This window comes from Bowmanella yangjiangensis (genome assembly GCF_018531185.1).
GTDB lineage: Bacteria > Pseudomonadota > Gammaproteobacteria > Enterobacterales > Alteromonadaceae > Bowmanella > Bowmanella yangjiangensis.
Genome location: NZ_JAHDJU010000002.1, coordinates 22,388 through 39,435 on the forward strand (window position 1 = coordinate 22,388; position 17,048 = coordinate 39,435).

Here is a 17,048-nt window from a genome sequence, read left to right on the forward strand (position 1 = left end):
CTTGCTTTTATCCATAACGTGGTTATTATTCAACCTGTAGGGTACAGAGGTAAGATGTTCTATCTTTCAGACCTTTGCTTTAGGCCCCGGCTCTGCCGGGGCTTTTTTTATGCCCCGACCTATTCATCTAGCCGCGAAAAGCAACATCCAAAACTTTTTTTAAAAAAATCTATTTTCTTGTGAACTTTTCAAAAACTCGGCCGTCTGAATATACGGTTTATGTGTGTCCCTGAGTTTGTGTCTGGCCCCGTCCTGTTGGATGGGGCTTTTTTTTACAGATGGTAAGAGGAGAGTCAGGAAGCAGGCGCTATATTTGAAGTGTCTTGTTTACTAGGTAACCCAAACCATTGGTTAAGTACTTGTTCAACGTTTTCTAATCCCACACCGGTAAGTGATGAGAAGGCATGCACGGTAACGTCACCACAAAAGGCCAAACTAGCCTCTCTTGCCATCAGTAATTGTGCTTTACGCTGACCAGATTTTAACTTGTCGGCTTTGGTCAACAAGGCCAGCACTGGTAACTTGCTGTTTACCGCCCAATGAATCAATTCCTGATCCAAATCTTTGAAGGGATGACGAATATCCATCAGCACAACCAAGCCTTTCAAACTTTTTCGTTGCTGCAAGTACTCGCCTAACGCTCGTTGCCACTTTTTCTTCATTTCCACCGGTACCTGAGCAAAGCCATAGCCAGGCAAATCAATCAGGCGACGATCAGTATCTAATTCAAAAACGTTGATCAACTGTGTTCGACCAGGGGTTTTACTGGTCCTAGCTAAGCCTTTCTGACGCGTAATACGGTTTAACGCACTGGACTTCCCGGCATTCGAGCGGCCAGCGAAGGCAACTTCTACACCTTGATCAGCGCCTAAGTGCCGAATATCCGGAGCACTTAATACAAATTTTGCATGGCTGTAATGACTCACATTGTCTCCCGACAGGCCGATTCGGCCTCAAAAATATGCATTTACATCGGTCAAATACCGACATCACTCAAGTTGCCAGTATATCATTGTCCCCTGCCAAGCAACTAAGAAGTTGCTAAAACCCTACAAATCCTTGGGAATATATTTTTTTGCCGGATTAAATGTGTAAAATACGGCAAGACCAGTAGCCAGCCCATAAAAAGCTCAACGAGAATTACTATGAAAAAGATCTTCCTGATGCTTTGCCTGACCATGACTCTTCCAGCCGTTGCCGCCGGTGACGCAGAAGCAGGCAAGGCGAAGTCAACTAGTTGTGCCGCCTGCCATGGTGCAGATGGCAATAGTTTGGTGGATATGTATCCAAGTATTGCTGGGCAACATTCCAGCTATATCGTCAAGCAACTACAGGAGTTCCGCCTGGGTGCTCAAACTAATGGTGAACAAGGCCGTTATGATCCAGTAATGTCTGGTATGGCTGCCCCACTATCAGATCAAGATATTGAGGATATGGCTGCATACTTCTCATCGCAGAAAGCAAATGCAGGCAGCACACCCGAAGATGTCATTCAAGCAGGTTCTAAGTTGTTCCTGGGTGGCGATATGGAGCGCGGAATTGCTGCTTGTGCGGCTTGCCACGGTCCTCGCGGAGATGGCATGGGCTTAGCCAAGTTCCCTGACATAAGCGGCCAACATGCCACCTATGTGAAAAAACAGTTAGAGGACTTCCGCGCCGGTAAGCGTGTGAATGACCCTAATGGTATGATGCGTGACATAGCCATGCGACTGACGGATGCGGAAATTGAGCTGCTGTCAAAGTATGTAGGCGGCTTGTACTAGTCATAGCGTGCATCGATAAAAAGCCGACCTAATTAGGTCGGTTTTTTCGTTTTAGCGGCTTAGCAGTGTTTATTCTGCTTTACGCTAGTTAATAAATACGCCGAAACTTGTTAAAAAAACCATTGTAAAAAAGTTGTAAAATATTTTTTATCCTGTATTCTTTCGCATCAACAACAGGGACTACAGTGCACCCAGGAAGGGAAAGCCATACGTTGTTCTTAGCGTTTTAACTCGCTCTTGGAAATTATACGGAAAGCCAATAAAGCGTCAGGAAGACCAATAACAAAAAAGCTTCGCGAATAAGAAAAATAAGGGAAGCGTATGATAAGGCTGTCTGCACCGTTCAGGATGAACGATAAAACGGGAGAAGTGTCATCTGGCACTTGGTTATACGAAAGGCGATAGGTAGACTATCGCCTTTTCTTTTTGTGCTTCATTCATTATGCCCTGCCCCCTTTGTTGCCATCAGCTTGTCAGCCATTATCACGCCGATAAAAAAAGAGACTATTGGCAGTGCAATTGTTGTCAGTTGGTGTTTGTCAATGAGGCACAAAGACTTCTCCCTGATGCAGAAAAGGCAATCTACGACCTACACCAAAATAGTCACACAGACGAAGGCTATCTGCGTTTTTTGTCTCGCTTTGCTGAACCTCTGAAACAGCGTTTGAAGCAAGGCGCCAAAGGTCTTGACTACGGCTGTGGTCCTGCCCCTGTGCTTGCCAACATGCTAAGTGAGTCAGGCTTCCCTACTATTGGCTATGACCCTTTTTATCTTCCCGCTGCGCCAACAGGTACCTTTGATTTTATTTGTTGTACGGAAGCTATTGAGCATTTTTATCAACCTGGTGAGGTGCTCAAGCTGTGGTTAACTCTGATGGCCCCTCAAGCCACACTAGGCATAATGACAAAGCGTGTGATCAATAAAGAGCGCTTTGCCAACTGGCACTATAAGAATGATCAAACCCATGTGTGCTTTTTTAGCGAGGCAACCTTTACCTGGATAGCACAGCAATATTCCTTGCGGCTAGAGATTGCCGGACCCGATGTAGTGTTTTTGTACCGAGACAAGGTGTAAAATAGCTGCATTCAATCAAGGTGACTTTTCATGCCTAAGCAGCCATTTACCCACAAAGCCAAAAAACAGCAACCTGAGCAAGACAGGAAGCCTAAACGTCGTACAGGCAAACCGGCCGGCACCCGCAATAATGTAACCCCGAAGAAGGCAGAGCAGCTCGCCAAAGCGCCCCGGGATCCCAGGCTTGGCAGTAAGAAGGCCGTTCCATTGGTGGTCGAAAAGTCTGAGGCCCAGCCTAAAGCCAAGTATTTCTCACCGGCTGCAGAACTTAAGTCAATAGAGCAAGATACCCGCCTGGACGCGCTGATGGACCGCTTAGACGCCGGTGATAAGCTGTCTGCCGAAGAACAACGGTATGTCGACAGTAAGCTTGCACGTCATCAGGAACTTTGCCAACTGATGGGTATTAACCCGGAAGCTGAGCAAGACGATGACGACGACTTACTTGATAAATTTGAAAAAATTAATCTGGATCAGTTTAAGAAATGAGTTTCACGCCTCTGATAACCATCATTCTGGTGGCGGCGGTATTAATTATTGCTGCCCTGGCATTTTATGCCGGGCAACTCTTATTCCAGTTAAAACGTCAGAAACAGCAACAACAGGCCGCAGTTAAACAGCGAGAAGATTACCTCCGCCAAAGTATTCAGACTATAGCGCAAGCCCTCGACCAACAGCAGTGTGGCTTATCGGAAGGCAGTATCAGACTCTGCGTACTGCTGGAAAATTTTGATCAAGCCTCTGATCATGCTGAGCGTTTCCCAGCTTTACATGAGCTCTATGGGCGCATCAAACATATGCCAACCCACAAAGCCTACAGTGAGTTACCTAAGCCAGAAAGGCGCCGTATGCAACTTGAGCGCGAAGAGCATGAAGCTGAACTGGAATCACAAATACTAAAAGAGATTCAAGTTTTAAAGAGCTTCTAATTTCACCCAAATGGGGCGCTTAGCCCCTTTTAGCATCTCATCCCTCAATTCTGCTAATCAGCGCTTATTCCCCTGAATTTTGCCTACTTTCCAAGTCGCTCAAAAGGTATACTTGGCAGCATTTTTTAAAATAAACCAGCAAACACCGGATCTTATGCAAAAGTTCGATATAAAGACTTTCCAGGGACTGATTTTAGCCCTGCAGGATTACTGGGCACGTCAGGGCTGTGTGATTATTCAACCCCTTGATATGGAAGTAGGTGCAGGCACCTTCCACCCAATGACGTTTCTCCGCTCTATCGGCCCCGAGCCAATCAGCAGCGCTTACGTTCAACCTTGCCGCAGACCAACTGATGGCCGCTATGGTGAGAACCCGAACAGACTACAGCACTACTATCAGTTTCAGGTCATGCTGAAGCCCTCACCCGATAATATTCAGGAATTGTATCTGGGTTCATTAATTGAACTAGGTTTTGATCCTCTGGTACATGACATCCGCTTTGTCGAAGACAACTGGGAATCGCCCACATTAGGCGCCTGGGGTTTGGGCTGGGAAGTATGGCTAAACGGCATGGAAGTTACTCAGTTCACCTATTTCCAGCAAGTAGGTGGTTTGGAATGCGCGCCGGTAACAGGTGAAATAACCTATGGCCTGGAAAGACTGGCAATGTACATCCAGGGTGTTGATAGCATTTATGATCTGGTATGGACCGACGGTCCCATGGGTCGGGTAACCTACGGCGATGTATTCCATCAGAATGAAGTGGAGCAATCCACCTACAACTTTGAATATGCTGATGTAGAAGCGCTGTTCCGAACTTTTGACCAGTGTGAAAAGGACAGCCAGTCTCTTATCGAGAAAGGCTTGGCCTTGCCCGCCTACGAGCAGGTGATGAAAGCATCTCATGCATTTAACTTATTAGATGCCCGTCACGCGATTTCTGTAACAGAACGCCAGCGTTATATTCTCAGGGTAAGAACCCTGGCTAAGGCGTGTGCACAAAGCTATTACGATTCAAGGGAAGCCCTCGGTTTCCCAATGTGCAAGCAGAAGGAGAGCAACTGATGCGCCAGGAAAACTTACTGATAGAAATTGGCACAGAAGAGTTGCCCCCTAAAGCGCTAACTAAGCTGGCAGAGTCCTTTGCGCAGGAAATGGATAAGCAGCTTCAACAGGCTGAGTTGTCAAAAGAAGACGTGACTTGGTTTGCTTCCCCAAGACGTTTGGCCGTTTACATTAAAGGCCTTGCTTATCAGCAAGCCGACAAGGTCATAGAGAAACGGGGACCGGCAATCAGTGCTGCTTTTGATGCTGACGGCCAACCTACCCGAGCCGCACTAGGTTGGGCTCAAGGTTTGGGAATAGACATTAAGGATGCTCAACGTTTATCTACGGATAAAGGTGAGTGGCTACTGCATATGGCCAATGTTAAAGGTGAGAGCCTGCCAACGATTCTTGCCGACATGGTAAATCAGGCCCTTAAAGCTTTACCCATCCCTAAACCTATGCGCTGGGGCAACAAGCGCACAGAGTTTATTCGTCCTGTGCATAATGTCTGCATGATGTTTGGCAACGAACTTATCGACGGTGAAGTATTGGGTATTCGCTCATCTACCACCCTGTCCGGTCATAGGTTCCATCACCCTGCTCCACTGACGCTGGATCATGCTGATAATTATTTGGCGTTATTGCGAGGTGCTTATGTTCTGGCAGACTTCCGCGAACGAAAGGAAGTTATCAGGCAAGGGCTAGCCCAGGCAGCGAGCAGCGAAGGCGCCGCCATTGAACCGGAAGAGAGCCTGCTGGAAGAAGTCACTGCGCTGGTAGAATGGCCTGTAGTGCTTACCGCCTCCTTTGAGGAAAGCTTCCTGCAAGTTCCCAAAGAAGCCCTTATTTACACTATGAAGGGCGACCAGAAGTACTTCCCGCTGTTTACTCAAAATGGCGAGCTGCTGCCACGCTTTGCTTTTGTTACCAATATAGAAAGCAAGGATCCTGTGCAGATTGTTAAAGGTAACGAGAAGGTTATTCGCCCTCGCCTGGCCGACGCAGAGTTTTTCTTTACTACAGATAAGAAACAACGTTTGGCAGACCGTCTGGCAAGTCTTGATACCGTACTGTTCCAAAAGCAATTGGGTACCCTGAAGGATAAGTCCGAACGTATTGCCTCTTTAGCAGCCAAAGTGGCCGAGGCACTTGGCGCAAATCAACAGCAGGCTCAGCGCGCCGGTCTATTATCTAAAACTGACTTAATGTCTAACATGGTCATGGAATTTCCAGATGTGCAAGGTGTAATGGGAATGCATTACGCACGTTTGGATGGTGAAGATGAAGAGGTTGCCTTGGCACTGAACGAACAGTACATGCCAAGATTCTCAGGTGACCAGCTTCCTAGCTCTAGCATAAGTTGTGCGGTCGCAATTGCCGACAAACTCGATACCCTGGTTGGTATATTTGGTATTGGGCAGGCACCTAAAGGTGATAAAGATCCCTTTGCGTTGCGAAGAGCAGCAATTGGCCTGTTAAGAATAGTGGTAGAAAAAGCGTTACCTTTAGACCTACAGCCGTTAATAAGTGCATCTGTTTCTTTGTTCGGGGACAAACTCACTAATAGTGACACGGCAGAGCAGGTATTTGACTTCGTACAAGGGCGTTTCCGTGCCTGGTATCAGGAGCAAGGCGTGGATGTGGATGTTATCCAATCGGTATTGGCACGTCGTCCGTCGCGCCCTGCCGATTTTGACGCCCGAATTAAAGCGGTACAGCACTTTAAGACATTAGAGGCTGCCCAGGCGCTTGCAGCGGCCAATAAACGCGTTGCCAATATCCTTGCCAAGGTAGAAGAACCGCTTCAGGACAAAGTCGACGCAGCTTTGTTGAAAGACGCGTCAGAGCAAGCACTGCTTAGCCAACTGGAGTCGGTAAAAGGACAGGTTCAGCAGAGCATGCAGCAGTTGGATTACAAGCAAGCCTTAGTGAGCTTAGCCACACTCAGGGAAAGCATCGATTTATTCTTCGATCAAGTTATGGTCATGGATGAAGACCTCGCAGTCAGGGCTAATCGTCTGGCGCTGCTGAGTGAATTGCGCGCATTGTTCCTGGGTGTCGCAGACATCTCAATTCTAAATTAGTACAGAGCATAGAAAATAGAGGCCCACCATTGGTGGGCTTCTTTATTTGTGAGGTACTAGATAAACGTCCGGCGTATTCGCTTTGCCCCGGATGATTTGTTATAACTATGCGCAATATTAAAGCCGTATATGAATTATTGAGGATCCGCAGAATGGCCATGCCAAGAGCGCTTACCACCGCCCTACTAATTTCGACATTGGCTGCCTGCGCGAGTCGCCCTAGCCTGCCAGAACAAGAGCAAATTCAAGATCTTTATTTGCGAGGTGTGTTTACCTGGTGGGAAGCTGATGAGAACTATAAGATGCAGCGCCTTTCAGAAACCCTATTTAAAGGTGAAGCTGAGTTAATTGCCGATGGGCAACCCTACGATTTTAGAATTGCTGATGCTCAGTGGTCAGAGGGTTTGAACTGCGGCTATCTACAAAAGGACAATGATGAGCAGGTCAAGCTAGGTAAGCCAGTAAAAGCTAGTTGCGATATGACCAATAACAATTTCAAGTTCACGCCAAGCGAAACCGGACGTTATGAATTCTATATCGACTTCTCGCATTCGGCCCATCCGCAAGTGACCATAAATAAGAAATCAAGATAACTAATTGATTTAATTAAAAAAGCCGGCGAAAGCCGGCTTTTTTATTACTACACATCCAGGTTTGCTACCCTTAATGCATTTTCTTCAATAAATGCTCGACGAGGTTCAACTTGGTCCCCCATTAAGCATGTAAAGAGTTGGTCAGCAGCGATGGCGTCCTCAATAGTCACTTGAAGCATGCGGCGGCTTTCAGGATCCATAGTTGTTTCCCAAAGCTGAGTAGGGTTCATCTCACCTAATCCTTTATAGCGCTGAATGTAAATACCGCGCTTAGATTCTGCCAGTAGCCACTCCAATGCCTGTGCGAAACTATCAACTTTCTGTGTTTTTTCGCCCCTGGCAACATAACCACCATCCTCGATGATGCCATTGATAGCTTCATTTAGCTCTCGAATACGTTTGTATTCTGTGGAATCAATGAAGTCATGGTCTAAACGATATTCGTTGTCGATGCCATGCTGGCGCATCACCACTACCACATACCAATTAGAACGCTCGCGGTCTTCTCGTACCTCAAAACGGTACAAAGCTCCGTCACTCTCTGAATCCTCTAGTTCTTTAACCAACTTCTGCCCTACTGCTGCCAGCTTAGTTTGGTCTGACAGATCTTGTAGGTTGAGGATATCGGCATAAACCAAACGCATCAGTAATGCTTTTGGCATGATACGGCTGATTCGATCAATCATGCTCATAGTGGTCTGGAACTGCTTAACCAAAGTCTCCAGTGCAACACCAGAGATAGCAGGTGCATTCTCGTTTACATACAAGGATGCATTATCCAGAGCCATGGTCGTGAGGTAGGCGGTTAAAGCAGGGTCATCTTTAATGTATTGCTCTTGCTTACCTTTCTTCATTTTATAAAGTGGAGGCTGGGCAATATATACATAACCTCGTTCAATAATTTCAGGCATCTGACGATAGAAGAAGGTCAAAAGTAAGGTACGAATGTGCGACCCATCAACGTCAGCATCCGTCATAATAATGATGCTGTGATAACGAAGTTTGTCTGGGTCATACTCATCCCGACCGATACCACAACCCAAGGCTGTGATTAGGGTTGCCACTTCCTGTGAAGAAAGCATCTTGTCAAAACGTGCTTTCTCAACATTAAGAATCTTACCTTTCAAAGGTAAGATAGCTTGGTTCTTACGATTGCGCCCCTGTTTAGCAGACCCACCGGCAGAATCTCCCTCCACTATGTACAACTCAGATAATGCAGGGTCTTTTTCTTGGCAGTCCGCCAATTTGCCGGGCAATCCAGCCAGGTCGAGTGCTCCCTTACGACGGGTCATCTCTCTGGCCTTTCTGGCAGCCTCTCGCGCTCTGGCAGCATCAATAATTTTTCCAGCAATGATCTTGGCGTCAGCAGGGTTCTCCAACAAGAACTCCTGAAGCTTTTCACCCATTGTCGTTTCGACAGCAGGTTTCACTTCTGAAGAAACCAGTTTGTCTTTTGTCTGAGACGAAAATTTCGGATCCGGTACTTTAACGGAAACAACGGCGGTCAAGCCTTCACGGGCATCATCGCCACTAGCGTTGGTCTTGGACTTTTTGTTTAGACCTTCGTTTTCCATATAGTTGTTCAGAGTACGGGTTAACGCTCCTCTGAAGCCGGCTAAGTGCGTACCACCATCTCGTTGAGGAATATTGTTGGTAAAGCAATAAATATTTTCCTGAAACCCATCATTCCACTGCATAGCCACTTCTACGCTAATGCCATCCTCTCGCTCAGTCGAGAAGTAAAATGCTTTCTGATGCACTGGTGTTTTGTTCTGATTCAGAAACTGCACAAATGCATTGATTCCGCCTTCATAACAAAAATGGTCTGATTTTCCGTCACGTTCATCATTAAGATAAATGGAAACACCTGAGTTCAAAAATGACAATTCGCGAAGGCGTTTAGCCAGGATGTCATAGTGAAAAACAGTGTCAGAGAATGTTTGAGGACTTGGCCAGAAACGAATGCTAGTACCTCTCTCCTCTGTTTCACCGACGGGAGCAAGAGGCGCTTGAGGCACACCGTGCTGATATTCTTGCTCGTGAATCTTACCGCCACGGCGAATACGCAGTTGTAATTTTTCTGACAAGGCGTTTACTACTGATACACCTACACCGTGCAAGCCACCAGAAACTTTATAGGAGTTATCATCGAACTTACCGCCTGCATGCAAAACAGTAAGTATTACTTCAGCTGCAGAAACCCCCTCTTCCGGGTGAATTTCTGTAGGTATACCACGACCGTTATCTTTCACCGATACAGAACCATCATTGTGAATGGTAATTCGGATATCAGAACAGTGTCCGGCTAACGCCTCATCAATGGAGTTGTCTACAACTTCAAACACCATATGGTGAAGACCGGTGCCATCATCAGTATCACCGATATACATTCCAGGTCTTTTTCGGACAGCATCCAGGCCCTTTAATACTTTGATACTTGACGAATCATAGTTGTTCTCAGACATTTACCTTCTACTCCTCTTTCACCTGGCCATGTTCCACGTGAAACATTTTTTTATCTTTGTAATCTTCTACAAAACCGACATGTTGCTTCTCAACAGCAGTAACAAATATCTGTGCAGAAGAATTGAGTAACTCACTGATAAAAGCTTCTCGTTTGGCGGAGTCTAACTCAGCGCCAATGTCATCCAATAAGAACACACAGCCCTTTCGTTTCTCTGTCAGTAAATACTGAGACTGCGAAAGAAGAAGCGCAGCCATCAACATTCTCGCCTGACCTCTCGATAGCACCTCTTGCGCTATTATACCGTCAGCTTTAACACGAAGATCCGCTTTGTGTGGTCCTTGGGATGTGAAGCCATATTTTAGGTCCCTAGGCATATTTTGATTCAAAACATCCGCCAGAGACTTAGATCTATCCCACCCGCTATAATACGAAATTTCGAAGGAAAACTCAGGTAGAAAATGGCTCAGATTTGCATATATATAAGGAGCCAGCCTATCCAAGTAACTCTCCCTTAGCTTATCTACCTGTTCCCCACAAACCGCTAGAGATTCATTCCAATAAGCCCCTTCACTGCCTAATACACCTTTCCTAAGTAATGCATTCCTGTGAGCCAAAATCTGCTGATAACGGGCATTCAACGTCAGGAAAGACTGTTCCACGTGGAACAATCCCCAATCTAAAAACCGACGGCGTAAACTTGGAGCACCGTGAATGACTTCAGCACTATTAGGGGTAAATATTTGTACAGGCAACAACTTAACTAAATCAGAAGCGCGGTTTAGCTGTTCACCATTTACCCTAATAATAGACTCGCCGTTTCTCAGTCGCTGATAGCCGATAGCTGCAGACTGGGTCGATTCCTCATCTATCGCCTTACAGAAGACGGTGAAAGAATCGGCATCATGTTGAATAACATGTTGATGTCGAGCACTACGAAAAGAACGGCCAAAACCGAGATAATGGATAGCTTCTAGTAAAGAGGATTTACCGCTACCGTTGATACCGTACATTACATTTAAACCCGCAGCAGGAATAAGCGATACACTCTGCAAATTCCTAAACTGCTGGATTTGGAGACGCTCCAGTATCATTTAGATGCTAAGCCCGCAAGGGCCAAAAAGATGGGCAGGATTACAACCTCATTGGCATAATGACATAGAGTGCCGAATCATCTTTGGCGTCTTCAATTAATGCGCTACTGTTGGAATCAGACATGCTGATACGAACATTTTCAGAACCAAGTGCGTTCAACACATCAATCAGGTAAGCAACGTTAAAACCTATTTCTAAACTGTCACCTTGATACTGAACATCAACAATTTCTTCTGCTTCTTCTTGCTCAGGGTTGTTAGCTGTAATCTTCAGCTCACCTGACGAGAGGTTTAACCGTACACCTCTAAATTTTTCGTTAGAAAGAATAGATGCTCGAGAAAAAGCCTGCTTCAGTATTTCCTTACTGGCTTCGAGAGACTTATCCCCATCCTTAGGCAAGACTCTCCGATAATCTGGGAATCGGCCATCCACTAACTTGCTGGTGAAAATGAAATCAGTAGAGAAGATTCGAATATGGTTGGCACCGATCTGCACCTTCAAGGACTTATCATCATTCTCTATTAGGCGTGATATCTCCATCACCCCCTTTCTGGGAATAATAACCTGACGATCGGGTAACGGTGCTCCCTCGTAAGGCGTCCGGCACAATGCTAATCTGTGACCATCAGTGGCGACAGTGCGGATAATGCCGTCTTCGGTTTCCAGTGACATACCATTTAAGTAATAGCGCACGTCCTGTTGGGCCATTGAGAAATGCGTGCTGTCTATCAACCGCTTTAGCTGAGACTGCGAAATCTCAAACTCCACCTCACCTTGCCAGTCTTCCAGGTTTGGATATTCACTCGCAGGGAGTGTAGACAAGGAATATCTTCCGCGTCCTGATTTCAGTAGGGCTTTGTTTCCCTCCACCAAAAATTCAACGTCGCCAACATCGGAAAATCCCTTAACTATATCTAATAGCTTCTTGGCAGGAACGGTAATTTCACCGTCTTCGAACTGCCCTGCCAGACTTACGTTAGATATTAACTCCACCTCTAAATCCGTGCCTGTTAGCCATAGTGTACCCTCACTAACTTTAATCAGCACATTAGACAGAATAGGCAGCGTGTGTCGACGTTCAACGGCACCAGCAACCAACTGCAGAGGTTGTAAGAAGTTTTCCCTACTTATAGTAAATTTCATGAGCGACTCGTTGTAGTTTTTAGGACGACAGGGTTCGAATCAAATTCTGATAGTCTTCTTTTATATCATGACTCTCTTCACGGAGTTGGCCAATCTTTCGACAGGCATGCAAGACGGTTGTATGGTCTCTCCCACCAAATGCATCACCAATCTCGGGCAAACTGTGATTAGTCAATTCTTTCGCCAATGCCATAGCAACCTGCCTTGGCCTTGCCACACTGCGGCTTCTCCGTTTGGAGAGGATATCGGCCACCTTAATTTTGTAATACTCAGCGACCGTTTTTTGAATGTTATCTATAGTAACGAGTTTTTCTTGTAAGGCTAATAGATCTCGTAACGCTTCACGGACAAAATCAATGGTAATAGGGCGCCCGGTAAAGTTTGCATTAGCGATAACCCTATTCAAGGCACCTTCTAATTCTCGCACATTAGACCGCAATCTCTTTGCGATAAAAAATGCCACTTCATCCGGTAAATGAATCCGATTCTCCACCGCTTTTCTCATAAGAATCGCCACTCGGGTTTCCAGCTCTGGCGGTTCAATCGCGATAGTTAAGCCCCAACCAAAACGAGACTTCAATCGATCTTCTACACCATCGATCTCTTTTGGATATCGATCAGAAGTCAAAATAATCTGCTGGTTACCTTCCAACAGCGCGTTGAAAGTGTGAAAAAACTCTTCCTGAGAGCGGTCCTTCTTTGCAAAGAACTGAATATCGTCGATAAGCAGTGCATCGACAGAACGGTAGTAACGCTTAAATTCTTCGATGGCATTATTCTGCAGAGCCTTAACCATGTCCTGAACAAAACGCTCTGAATGCATGTACACCACTTTAGCGTCTTTATTCTTGGCCATCAGTCCATTACCAACAGCATGTAAGAGGTGAGTCTTACCTAAACCTGTTCCTCCGTAGATAAACAACGGGTTATATGCGCCCCCAGGATTATCTGCTACCTGACTAGCAGCAGCTCTGGCCAGTTGGTTCGACTTACCCTCTACAAAGTTATCAAAGGTATAGGTCAGATTAATATTGCTCTTGTGCTCAACTCTGACTTGCTGTGACACACCTGATACGGGAGAGTGAGTAACAACCTGTGGTGCAGAAAATGTACTGGCGGGTATTACCGCTGGTTGCATGGGCGCAGAGACACTTGGCAAGCTATTGGCTACACCTACATCAAAATGCAGAGCTGGAGGCGTATCTGGAGCACAGATCTCTGCGAACAACTCTGATATACGAGAAATATACTTATCGCGCACCCAATCCAGTACAAATCTATTAGGAGCAAACAACGTCAGCGTAGAGTTGTCATACTGGGCTTGAAGCGGACGAATCCACATGCTGAATTGCTGAGTGGGCAACTCCTGCTGTAACCGCCTGAGACATTCTTCCCATAAAGACATTAATTAGGCACTCCTGCCGGAACCAATGAAGTCACCAGCTAAAAAGACGAAAAGGATGCGTGCGAACAAAGAATGAACACCGAAAAATCTGGGTGTGAGGACCTGTTGTCGCTAAGGCTGTGAATTATTGCGCATATTTATCCACATGTTCAAGTTCGATCTTTCCTGCTTTGCAGGATTAACTTAGATAAACACATATCCACTTGATTAATATCAATTTATTTTGACAACAAAGAATAGTGAAAGAGTGACAATGGCATATACCAAAAAGCAATAAGTGGATAAAAAGCAGCCTTTAATTTAATAAGTTAGAGATCTACTCGCTGTTTTCTGTGGATAAACCCTATTAAATATATAGGTTATTAACATAATAATTTTGCGCAAGGTACATAAAAGCGACAGCGCCCTGCAAATTGCGTTGACATGCTTCATATAGATCTCTAAAATTCGGCGTCCTTTTAAGCACAACCCCGTGCTTGAAGAGTCAACATCAGTTATTGAAGCGGCGGACTAGGTTATGAAAAGAACATTTCAACCAAGTAATTTAAAGCGTAAACGTTCACACGGTTTTCGTGCCCGCATGGCGACAAAAAATGGCCGCAAGGTTCTAGCTAGTCGTCGTGCTAAAGGCCGTGCTCGTTTATCAGCCTAATTGCATTTATCGAAGTGGGTGAAAATAAATTTTCTCGGGAGCTAAGGTTACTTACTCCCACCCATTTCGAGAATGTATTCCAACAAGCAATTCCTGCTGTATCTCCGCAATTAACTGCACTCGCCAGACCCAACGGCTTACATCATCCCCGACTTGGTATTACTCTCGCTAAAAAAAGAGTAAAAAAAGCTCATGACCGGAATCGCCTGAAGCGCGTTATTCGAGAAAGTTTTCGACTAAACCAACATGATCTGCCCAGTGCTGATATAGTGTTAGTCGGCAAATCCGGGTTGGATCAATTGACCAATCAACAGTTGTATGAACTCTTGAGTAGGTTATGGAAAAAGCTCAAACAGCGTTGCAATCAGCCAGTATCTGGCTAATTCGACTTTACCAGAGGTGGATTTCTCCGCTTTTGGGGCCGAGATGCAGATTCAATCCGACCTGCTCAGAATATGCTGTTGGAGCAATAAAAAGCCATGGTGTTGTGATTGGTTGTTGGTTAAGCATCAAACGCATATTAAAATGCCACCCTTTACATCCGGGGGGAGACGATCCCGTCCCGCCGAAAACATAAGATAAAAGTAGTCAGTTATGGAATCCCAAAGAAGCTTTCTTCTCATTGGCCTGGCCTTGGTCAGCTTTTTATTGTGGCAACAATGGCAATTGGATTATGGCCAACCGCCTGTTCAAACAGCCGAAGTTGCAGGCAGTACCGCTAACATAAGTAGTCCTGTGTCGGATGATGTTCCTGTTGCTGATAGCCAGCATCCGGCAGCATTGGCCGAAACCCAGGGTAAATTGATCCACGTGGTAACTGATAGCCTGGATGTGCAAATAAACACTCAGGGTGGTGACATAGTGTCAGCTAAGCTCGCTGACTTCCCTGTCACTCAAGGCTCCACTGAGAGCTTTACGCTACTGACATCAGAGCCAGGCCATCAATATATCGCGCAAAGTGGGCTGATTGGTCCTGATGGCCCAGATTCCTCAGCTCAGGGGCGCCCAGTTTATACGGTTCAGGCCACCGAGTATCATCTGACCGAAGACACTTTAATAGTTCCTCTTACCTATCAAAACGCCAATGGTGTAATGATTACCAAAGCCTTTACCTTCAAGAAAGGCAAGCATGACATTAAGGTCGAATACAGTATTCAGAACAACTCCGCAGCACCTATTCATGTGCAACAATATGCACAATTAAAGCAGTCATTAGCAGGTCCGGAAGGCAGCATGTTTATGCCTACCTACCGTGGCGCCGCCTATTCAACAGCAGAAGAGCGCTACCAGAAGCATGCTTTTGACGATATTGAAGACGAAAAATTAAATGAAAATACCCAAGGCGGCTGGGTTGCCATGCTTCAGCATTACTTTGTTTCAGCCTGGGTCCCACCGCAAGAAGAACAGAATACGCTTTACAGCCGTATTTTGAACAATGAATTCGCCAGCATTGGTTTTAAAGGCAGCCTGAAAACCCTTGCGCCAGGTGAAACGCTTAAGCTAAGCAGCACCTTTTATGCAGGTCCTAAAGATCAGGACGATCTGGTACAACTCGCAAGAGGTTTAGATTTAACTGTAGATTACGGCATTCTATGGTGGCTTTCACAACCCTTGTTCTGGTTACTGCAATTAATCCACGGCTTGGTGGGTAACTGGGGCCTGGCCATAATTATCATCACTATTATTGTTAAAGGCGCCATGTATCCGCTGACTAAAGCTCAGTACGAATCCATGGCTAAACTGCGTGCTTTGCAACCCAAAATGCAGGCACTCAAAGAACGCTATGGCGAAGACCGTCAGAAGATGTCTCAGGCCATGATGGAAATGTACAAGAAGGAAAAAGTGAACCCTATGGGGGGCTGTTTCCCTCTGCTGCTGCAAATGCCTATATTCCTCGCTCTTTACTGGGTATTCCTGGAAAGTGTTGAACTACGCCATGCAGACTTCTTCCTGTGGATTACCGACTTGTCGGTTAAAGACCCTTACTTTGTGCTACCAGTGCTAACCGGTGCCAGTATGTACTTGTTACAGAAACTGCAGCCTATGACCATCCAGGATCCGATGCAGCAGAAAATCATGCAGTGGATGCCAGTCATGATGAGCGTGTTCTTCCTGTGGTTCCCGGCGGGTCTGGTACTGTACTGGTTGATTAGTAACGTAATCACTCTAGTTCAGGCTAAGATGATCTACGCATCCATGGAAAAACGCGGTATCAAATCCCACTAAAAGCAAATTCAGAGGCCCGTTATACGGGCCTTTTCTTTAGCTGTTGGGTAAAATACCCCTATTCATCACCCTAGAGGAACCGACATGCCATCTTTTGACATCGTCTCTGAAATTGATCTGGTTGAAGTGAAAAATGCCGTAGATAACGCCATCCGCGAACTGGATACCCGTTTTGATTTTCGTGGAATAGAAGCTAGTTTTGAACAAAAAGATAATCAGGTTACGCTGATTGCAGAGGCAGAATTCCAGCTTCAACAAATGCAGGAAATTTTGCGCTCTAAATGCGCCAAGCGTGGAGTAAGTACCGCAAGCATTGAGCAAAAAGGTATCGAGCGCAGTGGTAAAACCCATAAGCAAATATTGGTGTTTCGCCAAGGAATTGAACAAGACATGGCGAAAAAGATCAGCAAACTGATCAAGGAAAGCAAGGTGAAGGTGCAAAGCTCTATTCAGGGTGATCAAGTGCGCGTTACCGGCAAGAAAAGAGATGACCTGCAAGAAGCCATTGCATTGGTCAAATCTGCCGACCTTGGGCAGCCCTTCCAGTTCACCAATTTCCGCGATTAAGCGT

17 protein-coding genes are annotated in these 17,048 nt (G+C 45.8%); 12 read left to right on the forward strand and 5 right to left on the reverse strand.

The window, feature by feature from the left end; genetic code table 11:
* Positions 1 to 293: 293 nt before the first annotated feature.
* On the reverse strand, positions 294 to 926 hold the full coding sequence (yihA, locus tag KJY73_RS09625) for a ribosome biogenesis GTP-binding protein YihA/YsxC (RefSeq protein WP_214343384.1): 633 nt from the start codon (positions 924 to 926) through the stop codon (positions 294 to 296).
* Positions 927 to 1,145: 219 nt separating this feature from the next.
* On the opposite strand from yihA, the gene KJY73_RS09630 reads away from it, so the two are divergent.
* The 7 genes from KJY73_RS09630 (at position 1,146) to KJY73_RS09660 (ending at position 7,492) form a co-directional block, all read left to right on the forward strand.
* Positions 1,146 to 1,763: a c-type cytochrome gene (locus KJY73_RS09630; RefSeq protein WP_214343387.1), complete on the forward strand. Its 618-nt coding sequence runs from the start codon at positions 1,146 to 1,148 to the stop codon at positions 1,761 to 1,763.
* Between the two features lie 442 nt (positions 1,764 to 2,205).
* Positions 2,206 to 2,838 (forward strand): class I SAM-dependent methyltransferase, encoded by a 633-nt coding sequence (locus KJY73_RS09635; RefSeq protein ID WP_206595806.1) that lies wholly within the window; start codon positions 2,206 to 2,208, stop codon positions 2,836 to 2,838.
* A 30-nt stretch (positions 2,839 to 2,868) separates the two neighbouring features.
* Positions 2,869 to 3,327 carry a Der GTPase-activating protein YihI gene (gene yihI / locus KJY73_RS09640; protein ID WP_214343389.1) on the forward strand — a complete coding sequence of 153 codons (459 nt, stop codon included), beginning with the start codon at positions 2,869 to 2,871 and terminating at the stop codon, positions 3,325 to 3,327.
* On the forward strand, positions 3,324 to 3,767 hold the full coding sequence (locus tag KJY73_RS09645; protein ID WP_214343390.1) for a DUF2489 domain-containing protein: 444 nt from the start codon (positions 3,324 to 3,326) through the stop codon (positions 3,765 to 3,767). The genes yihI and KJY73_RS09645 overlap by 4 nt, the downstream gene beginning before the upstream one ends.
* 154 nt (positions 3,768 to 3,921) lie before the next feature.
* The gene (gene glyQ, locus KJY73_RS09650; RefSeq protein WP_214343392.1) at positions 3,922 to 4,833 is read left to right on the forward strand and encodes a glycine--tRNA ligase subunit alpha; all 912 of its coding nucleotides are present in this window, start codon (positions 3,922 to 3,924) and stop codon (positions 4,831 to 4,833) included.
* Positions 4,833 to 6,899, forward strand: a complete 2,067-nt coding sequence (glyS, locus tag KJY73_RS09655; protein ID WP_214343394.1) for a glycine--tRNA ligase subunit beta — start codon at positions 4,833 to 4,835, stop codon at positions 6,897 to 6,899. Before glyQ ends, glyS begins: the two co-directional genes overlap by 1 nt.
* Positions 6,900 to 7,006: 107 nt before the next feature.
* Complete coding sequence (locus tag KJY73_RS09660) at positions 7,007 to 7,492, forward strand: hypothetical protein (protein ID WP_232848562.1); 486 nt, start codon at positions 7,007 to 7,009, stop codon at positions 7,490 to 7,492.
* Between the two features lie 47 nt (positions 7,493 to 7,539).
* On the opposite strand, the gene gyrB is transcribed toward KJY73_RS09660, so the two are convergent.
* From gyrB to dnaA, 4 genes are read right to left on the reverse strand one after another with little or no spacing between them, the layout of a single operon-like run.
* Positions 7,540 to 9,957 carry a DNA topoisomerase (ATP-hydrolyzing) subunit B gene (gyrB, locus tag KJY73_RS09665; RefSeq protein WP_206595800.1) on the reverse strand — a complete coding sequence of 806 codons (2,418 nt, stop codon included), beginning with the start codon at positions 9,955 to 9,957 and terminating at the stop codon, positions 7,540 to 7,542.
* Between the two features lie 7 nt (positions 9,958 to 9,964).
* Positions 9,965 to 11,050: a DNA replication/repair protein RecF gene (gene recF, locus KJY73_RS09670; protein WP_214343396.1), complete on the reverse strand. Its 1,086-nt coding sequence runs from the start codon at positions 11,048 to 11,050 to the stop codon at positions 9,965 to 9,967.
* Positions 11,051 to 11,090: 40 nt separating this feature from the next.
* The gene (gene dnaN, locus KJY73_RS09675) at positions 11,091 to 12,194 is read right to left on the reverse strand and encodes a DNA polymerase III subunit beta (RefSeq protein ID WP_214343398.1); all 1,104 of its coding nucleotides are present in this window, start codon (positions 12,192 to 12,194) and stop codon (positions 11,091 to 11,093) included.
* A gap of 19 nt (positions 12,195 to 12,213) precedes the next feature.
* Complete coding sequence (dnaA, locus tag KJY73_RS09680) at positions 12,214 to 13,599, reverse strand: chromosomal replication initiator protein DnaA (RefSeq protein WP_214343400.1); 1,386 nt, start codon at positions 13,597 to 13,599, stop codon at positions 12,214 to 12,216.
* A 517-nt stretch (positions 13,600 to 14,116) separates the two neighbouring features.
* On the opposite strand from dnaA, the gene rpmH reads away from it, so the two are divergent.
* The 5 genes from rpmH (at position 14,117) to KJY73_RS09705 (ending at position 17,044) form a co-directional block, all read left to right on the forward strand.
* Positions 14,117 to 14,251, forward strand: coding sequence for a 50S ribosomal protein L34 (gene rpmH, locus KJY73_RS09685; protein ID WP_082633349.1), 135 nt, complete (start codon positions 14,117 to 14,119; stop codon positions 14,249 to 14,251).
* Positions 14,252 to 14,265: 14 nt separating this feature from the next.
* Positions 14,266 to 14,634 (forward strand): ribonuclease P protein component, encoded by a 369-nt coding sequence (gene rnpA / locus KJY73_RS09690; protein WP_206595796.1) that lies wholly within the window; start codon positions 14,266 to 14,268, stop codon positions 14,632 to 14,634.
* Positions 14,589 to 14,828, forward strand: a complete 240-nt coding sequence (gene yidD, locus KJY73_RS09695) for a membrane protein insertion efficiency factor YidD (protein WP_206595795.1) — start codon at positions 14,589 to 14,591, stop codon at positions 14,826 to 14,828. Before rnpA ends, yidD begins: the two co-directional genes overlap by 46 nt.
* A 17-nt stretch (positions 14,829 to 14,845) precedes the next feature.
* Positions 14,846 to 16,477 carry a membrane protein insertase YidC gene (gene yidC, locus KJY73_RS09700; RefSeq protein WP_214343402.1) on the forward strand — a complete coding sequence of 544 codons (1,632 nt, stop codon included), beginning with the start codon at positions 14,846 to 14,848 and terminating at the stop codon, positions 16,475 to 16,477.
* An 84-nt stretch (positions 16,478 to 16,561) separates the two neighbouring features.
* Positions 16,562 to 17,044, forward strand: coding sequence for a YajQ family cyclic di-GMP-binding protein (locus KJY73_RS09705; RefSeq protein ID WP_214343404.1), 483 nt, complete (start codon positions 16,562 to 16,564; stop codon positions 17,042 to 17,044).
* Positions 17,045 to 17,048: the final 4 nt, after the last annotated feature.

Excerpts from the sequence above, each read along its gene's own strand:
- KJY73_RS09635 (WP_206595806.1), top strand. The coding sequence starts at position 2,206 with ATGCCCTGCCCCCTTTGTTGCCATCAGCTTGTCAGCCATTATCACGCC.
- KJY73_RS09660 (WP_232848562.1), top strand. The coding sequence starts at position 7,007 with ATGCGCAATATTAAAGCCGTATATGAATTATTGAGGATCCGCAGAATG.
- KJY73_RS09645 (WP_214343390.1), top strand. The coding sequence starts at position 3,324 with ATGAGTTTCACGCCTCTGATAACCATCATTCTGGTGGCGGCGGTATTA.
- dnaA (WP_214343400.1), bottom strand. The coding sequence starts at position 13,599 with ATGTCTTTATGGGAAGAATGTCTCAGGCGGTTACAGCAGGAGTTGCCC.
- gyrB (WP_206595800.1), bottom strand. The coding sequence starts at position 9,957 with ATGTCTGAGAACAACTATGATTCGTCAAGTATCAAAGTATTAAAGGGC.
- glyQ (WP_214343392.1), top strand. The coding sequence starts at position 3,922 with ATGCAAAAGTTCGATATAAAGACTTTCCAGGGACTGATTTTAGCCCTG.
- KJY73_RS09630 (WP_214343387.1), top strand. The coding sequence starts at position 1,146 with ATGAAAAAGATCTTCCTGATGCTTTGCCTGACCATGACTCTTCCAGCC.
- yidD (WP_206595795.1), top strand. The coding sequence starts at position 14,589 with ATGGAAAAAGCTCAAACAGCGTTGCAATCAGCCAGTATCTGGCTAATT.
- glyS (WP_214343394.1), top strand. The coding sequence starts at position 4,833 with ATGCGCCAGGAAAACTTACTGATAGAAATTGGCACAGAAGAGTTGCCC.
- rpmH (WP_082633349.1), top strand. The coding sequence starts at position 14,117 with ATGAAAAGAACATTTCAACCAAGTAATTTAAAGCGTAAACGTTCACAC.
- yihI (WP_214343389.1), top strand. The coding sequence starts at position 2,869 with ATGCCTAAGCAGCCATTTACCCACAAAGCCAAAAAACAGCAACCTGAG.
- KJY73_RS09705 (WP_214343404.1), top strand. The coding sequence starts at position 16,562 with ATGCCATCTTTTGACATCGTCTCTGAAATTGATCTGGTTGAAGTGAAA.
- dnaN (WP_214343398.1), bottom strand. The coding sequence starts at position 12,194 with ATGAAATTTACTATAAGTAGGGAAAACTTCTTACAACCTCTGCAGTTG.
- yidC (WP_214343402.1), top strand. The coding sequence starts at position 14,846 with ATGGAATCCCAAAGAAGCTTTCTTCTCATTGGCCTGGCCTTGGTCAGC.
- recF (WP_214343396.1), bottom strand. The coding sequence starts at position 11,050 with ATGATACTGGAGCGTCTCCAAATCCAGCAGTTTAGGAATTTGCAGAGT.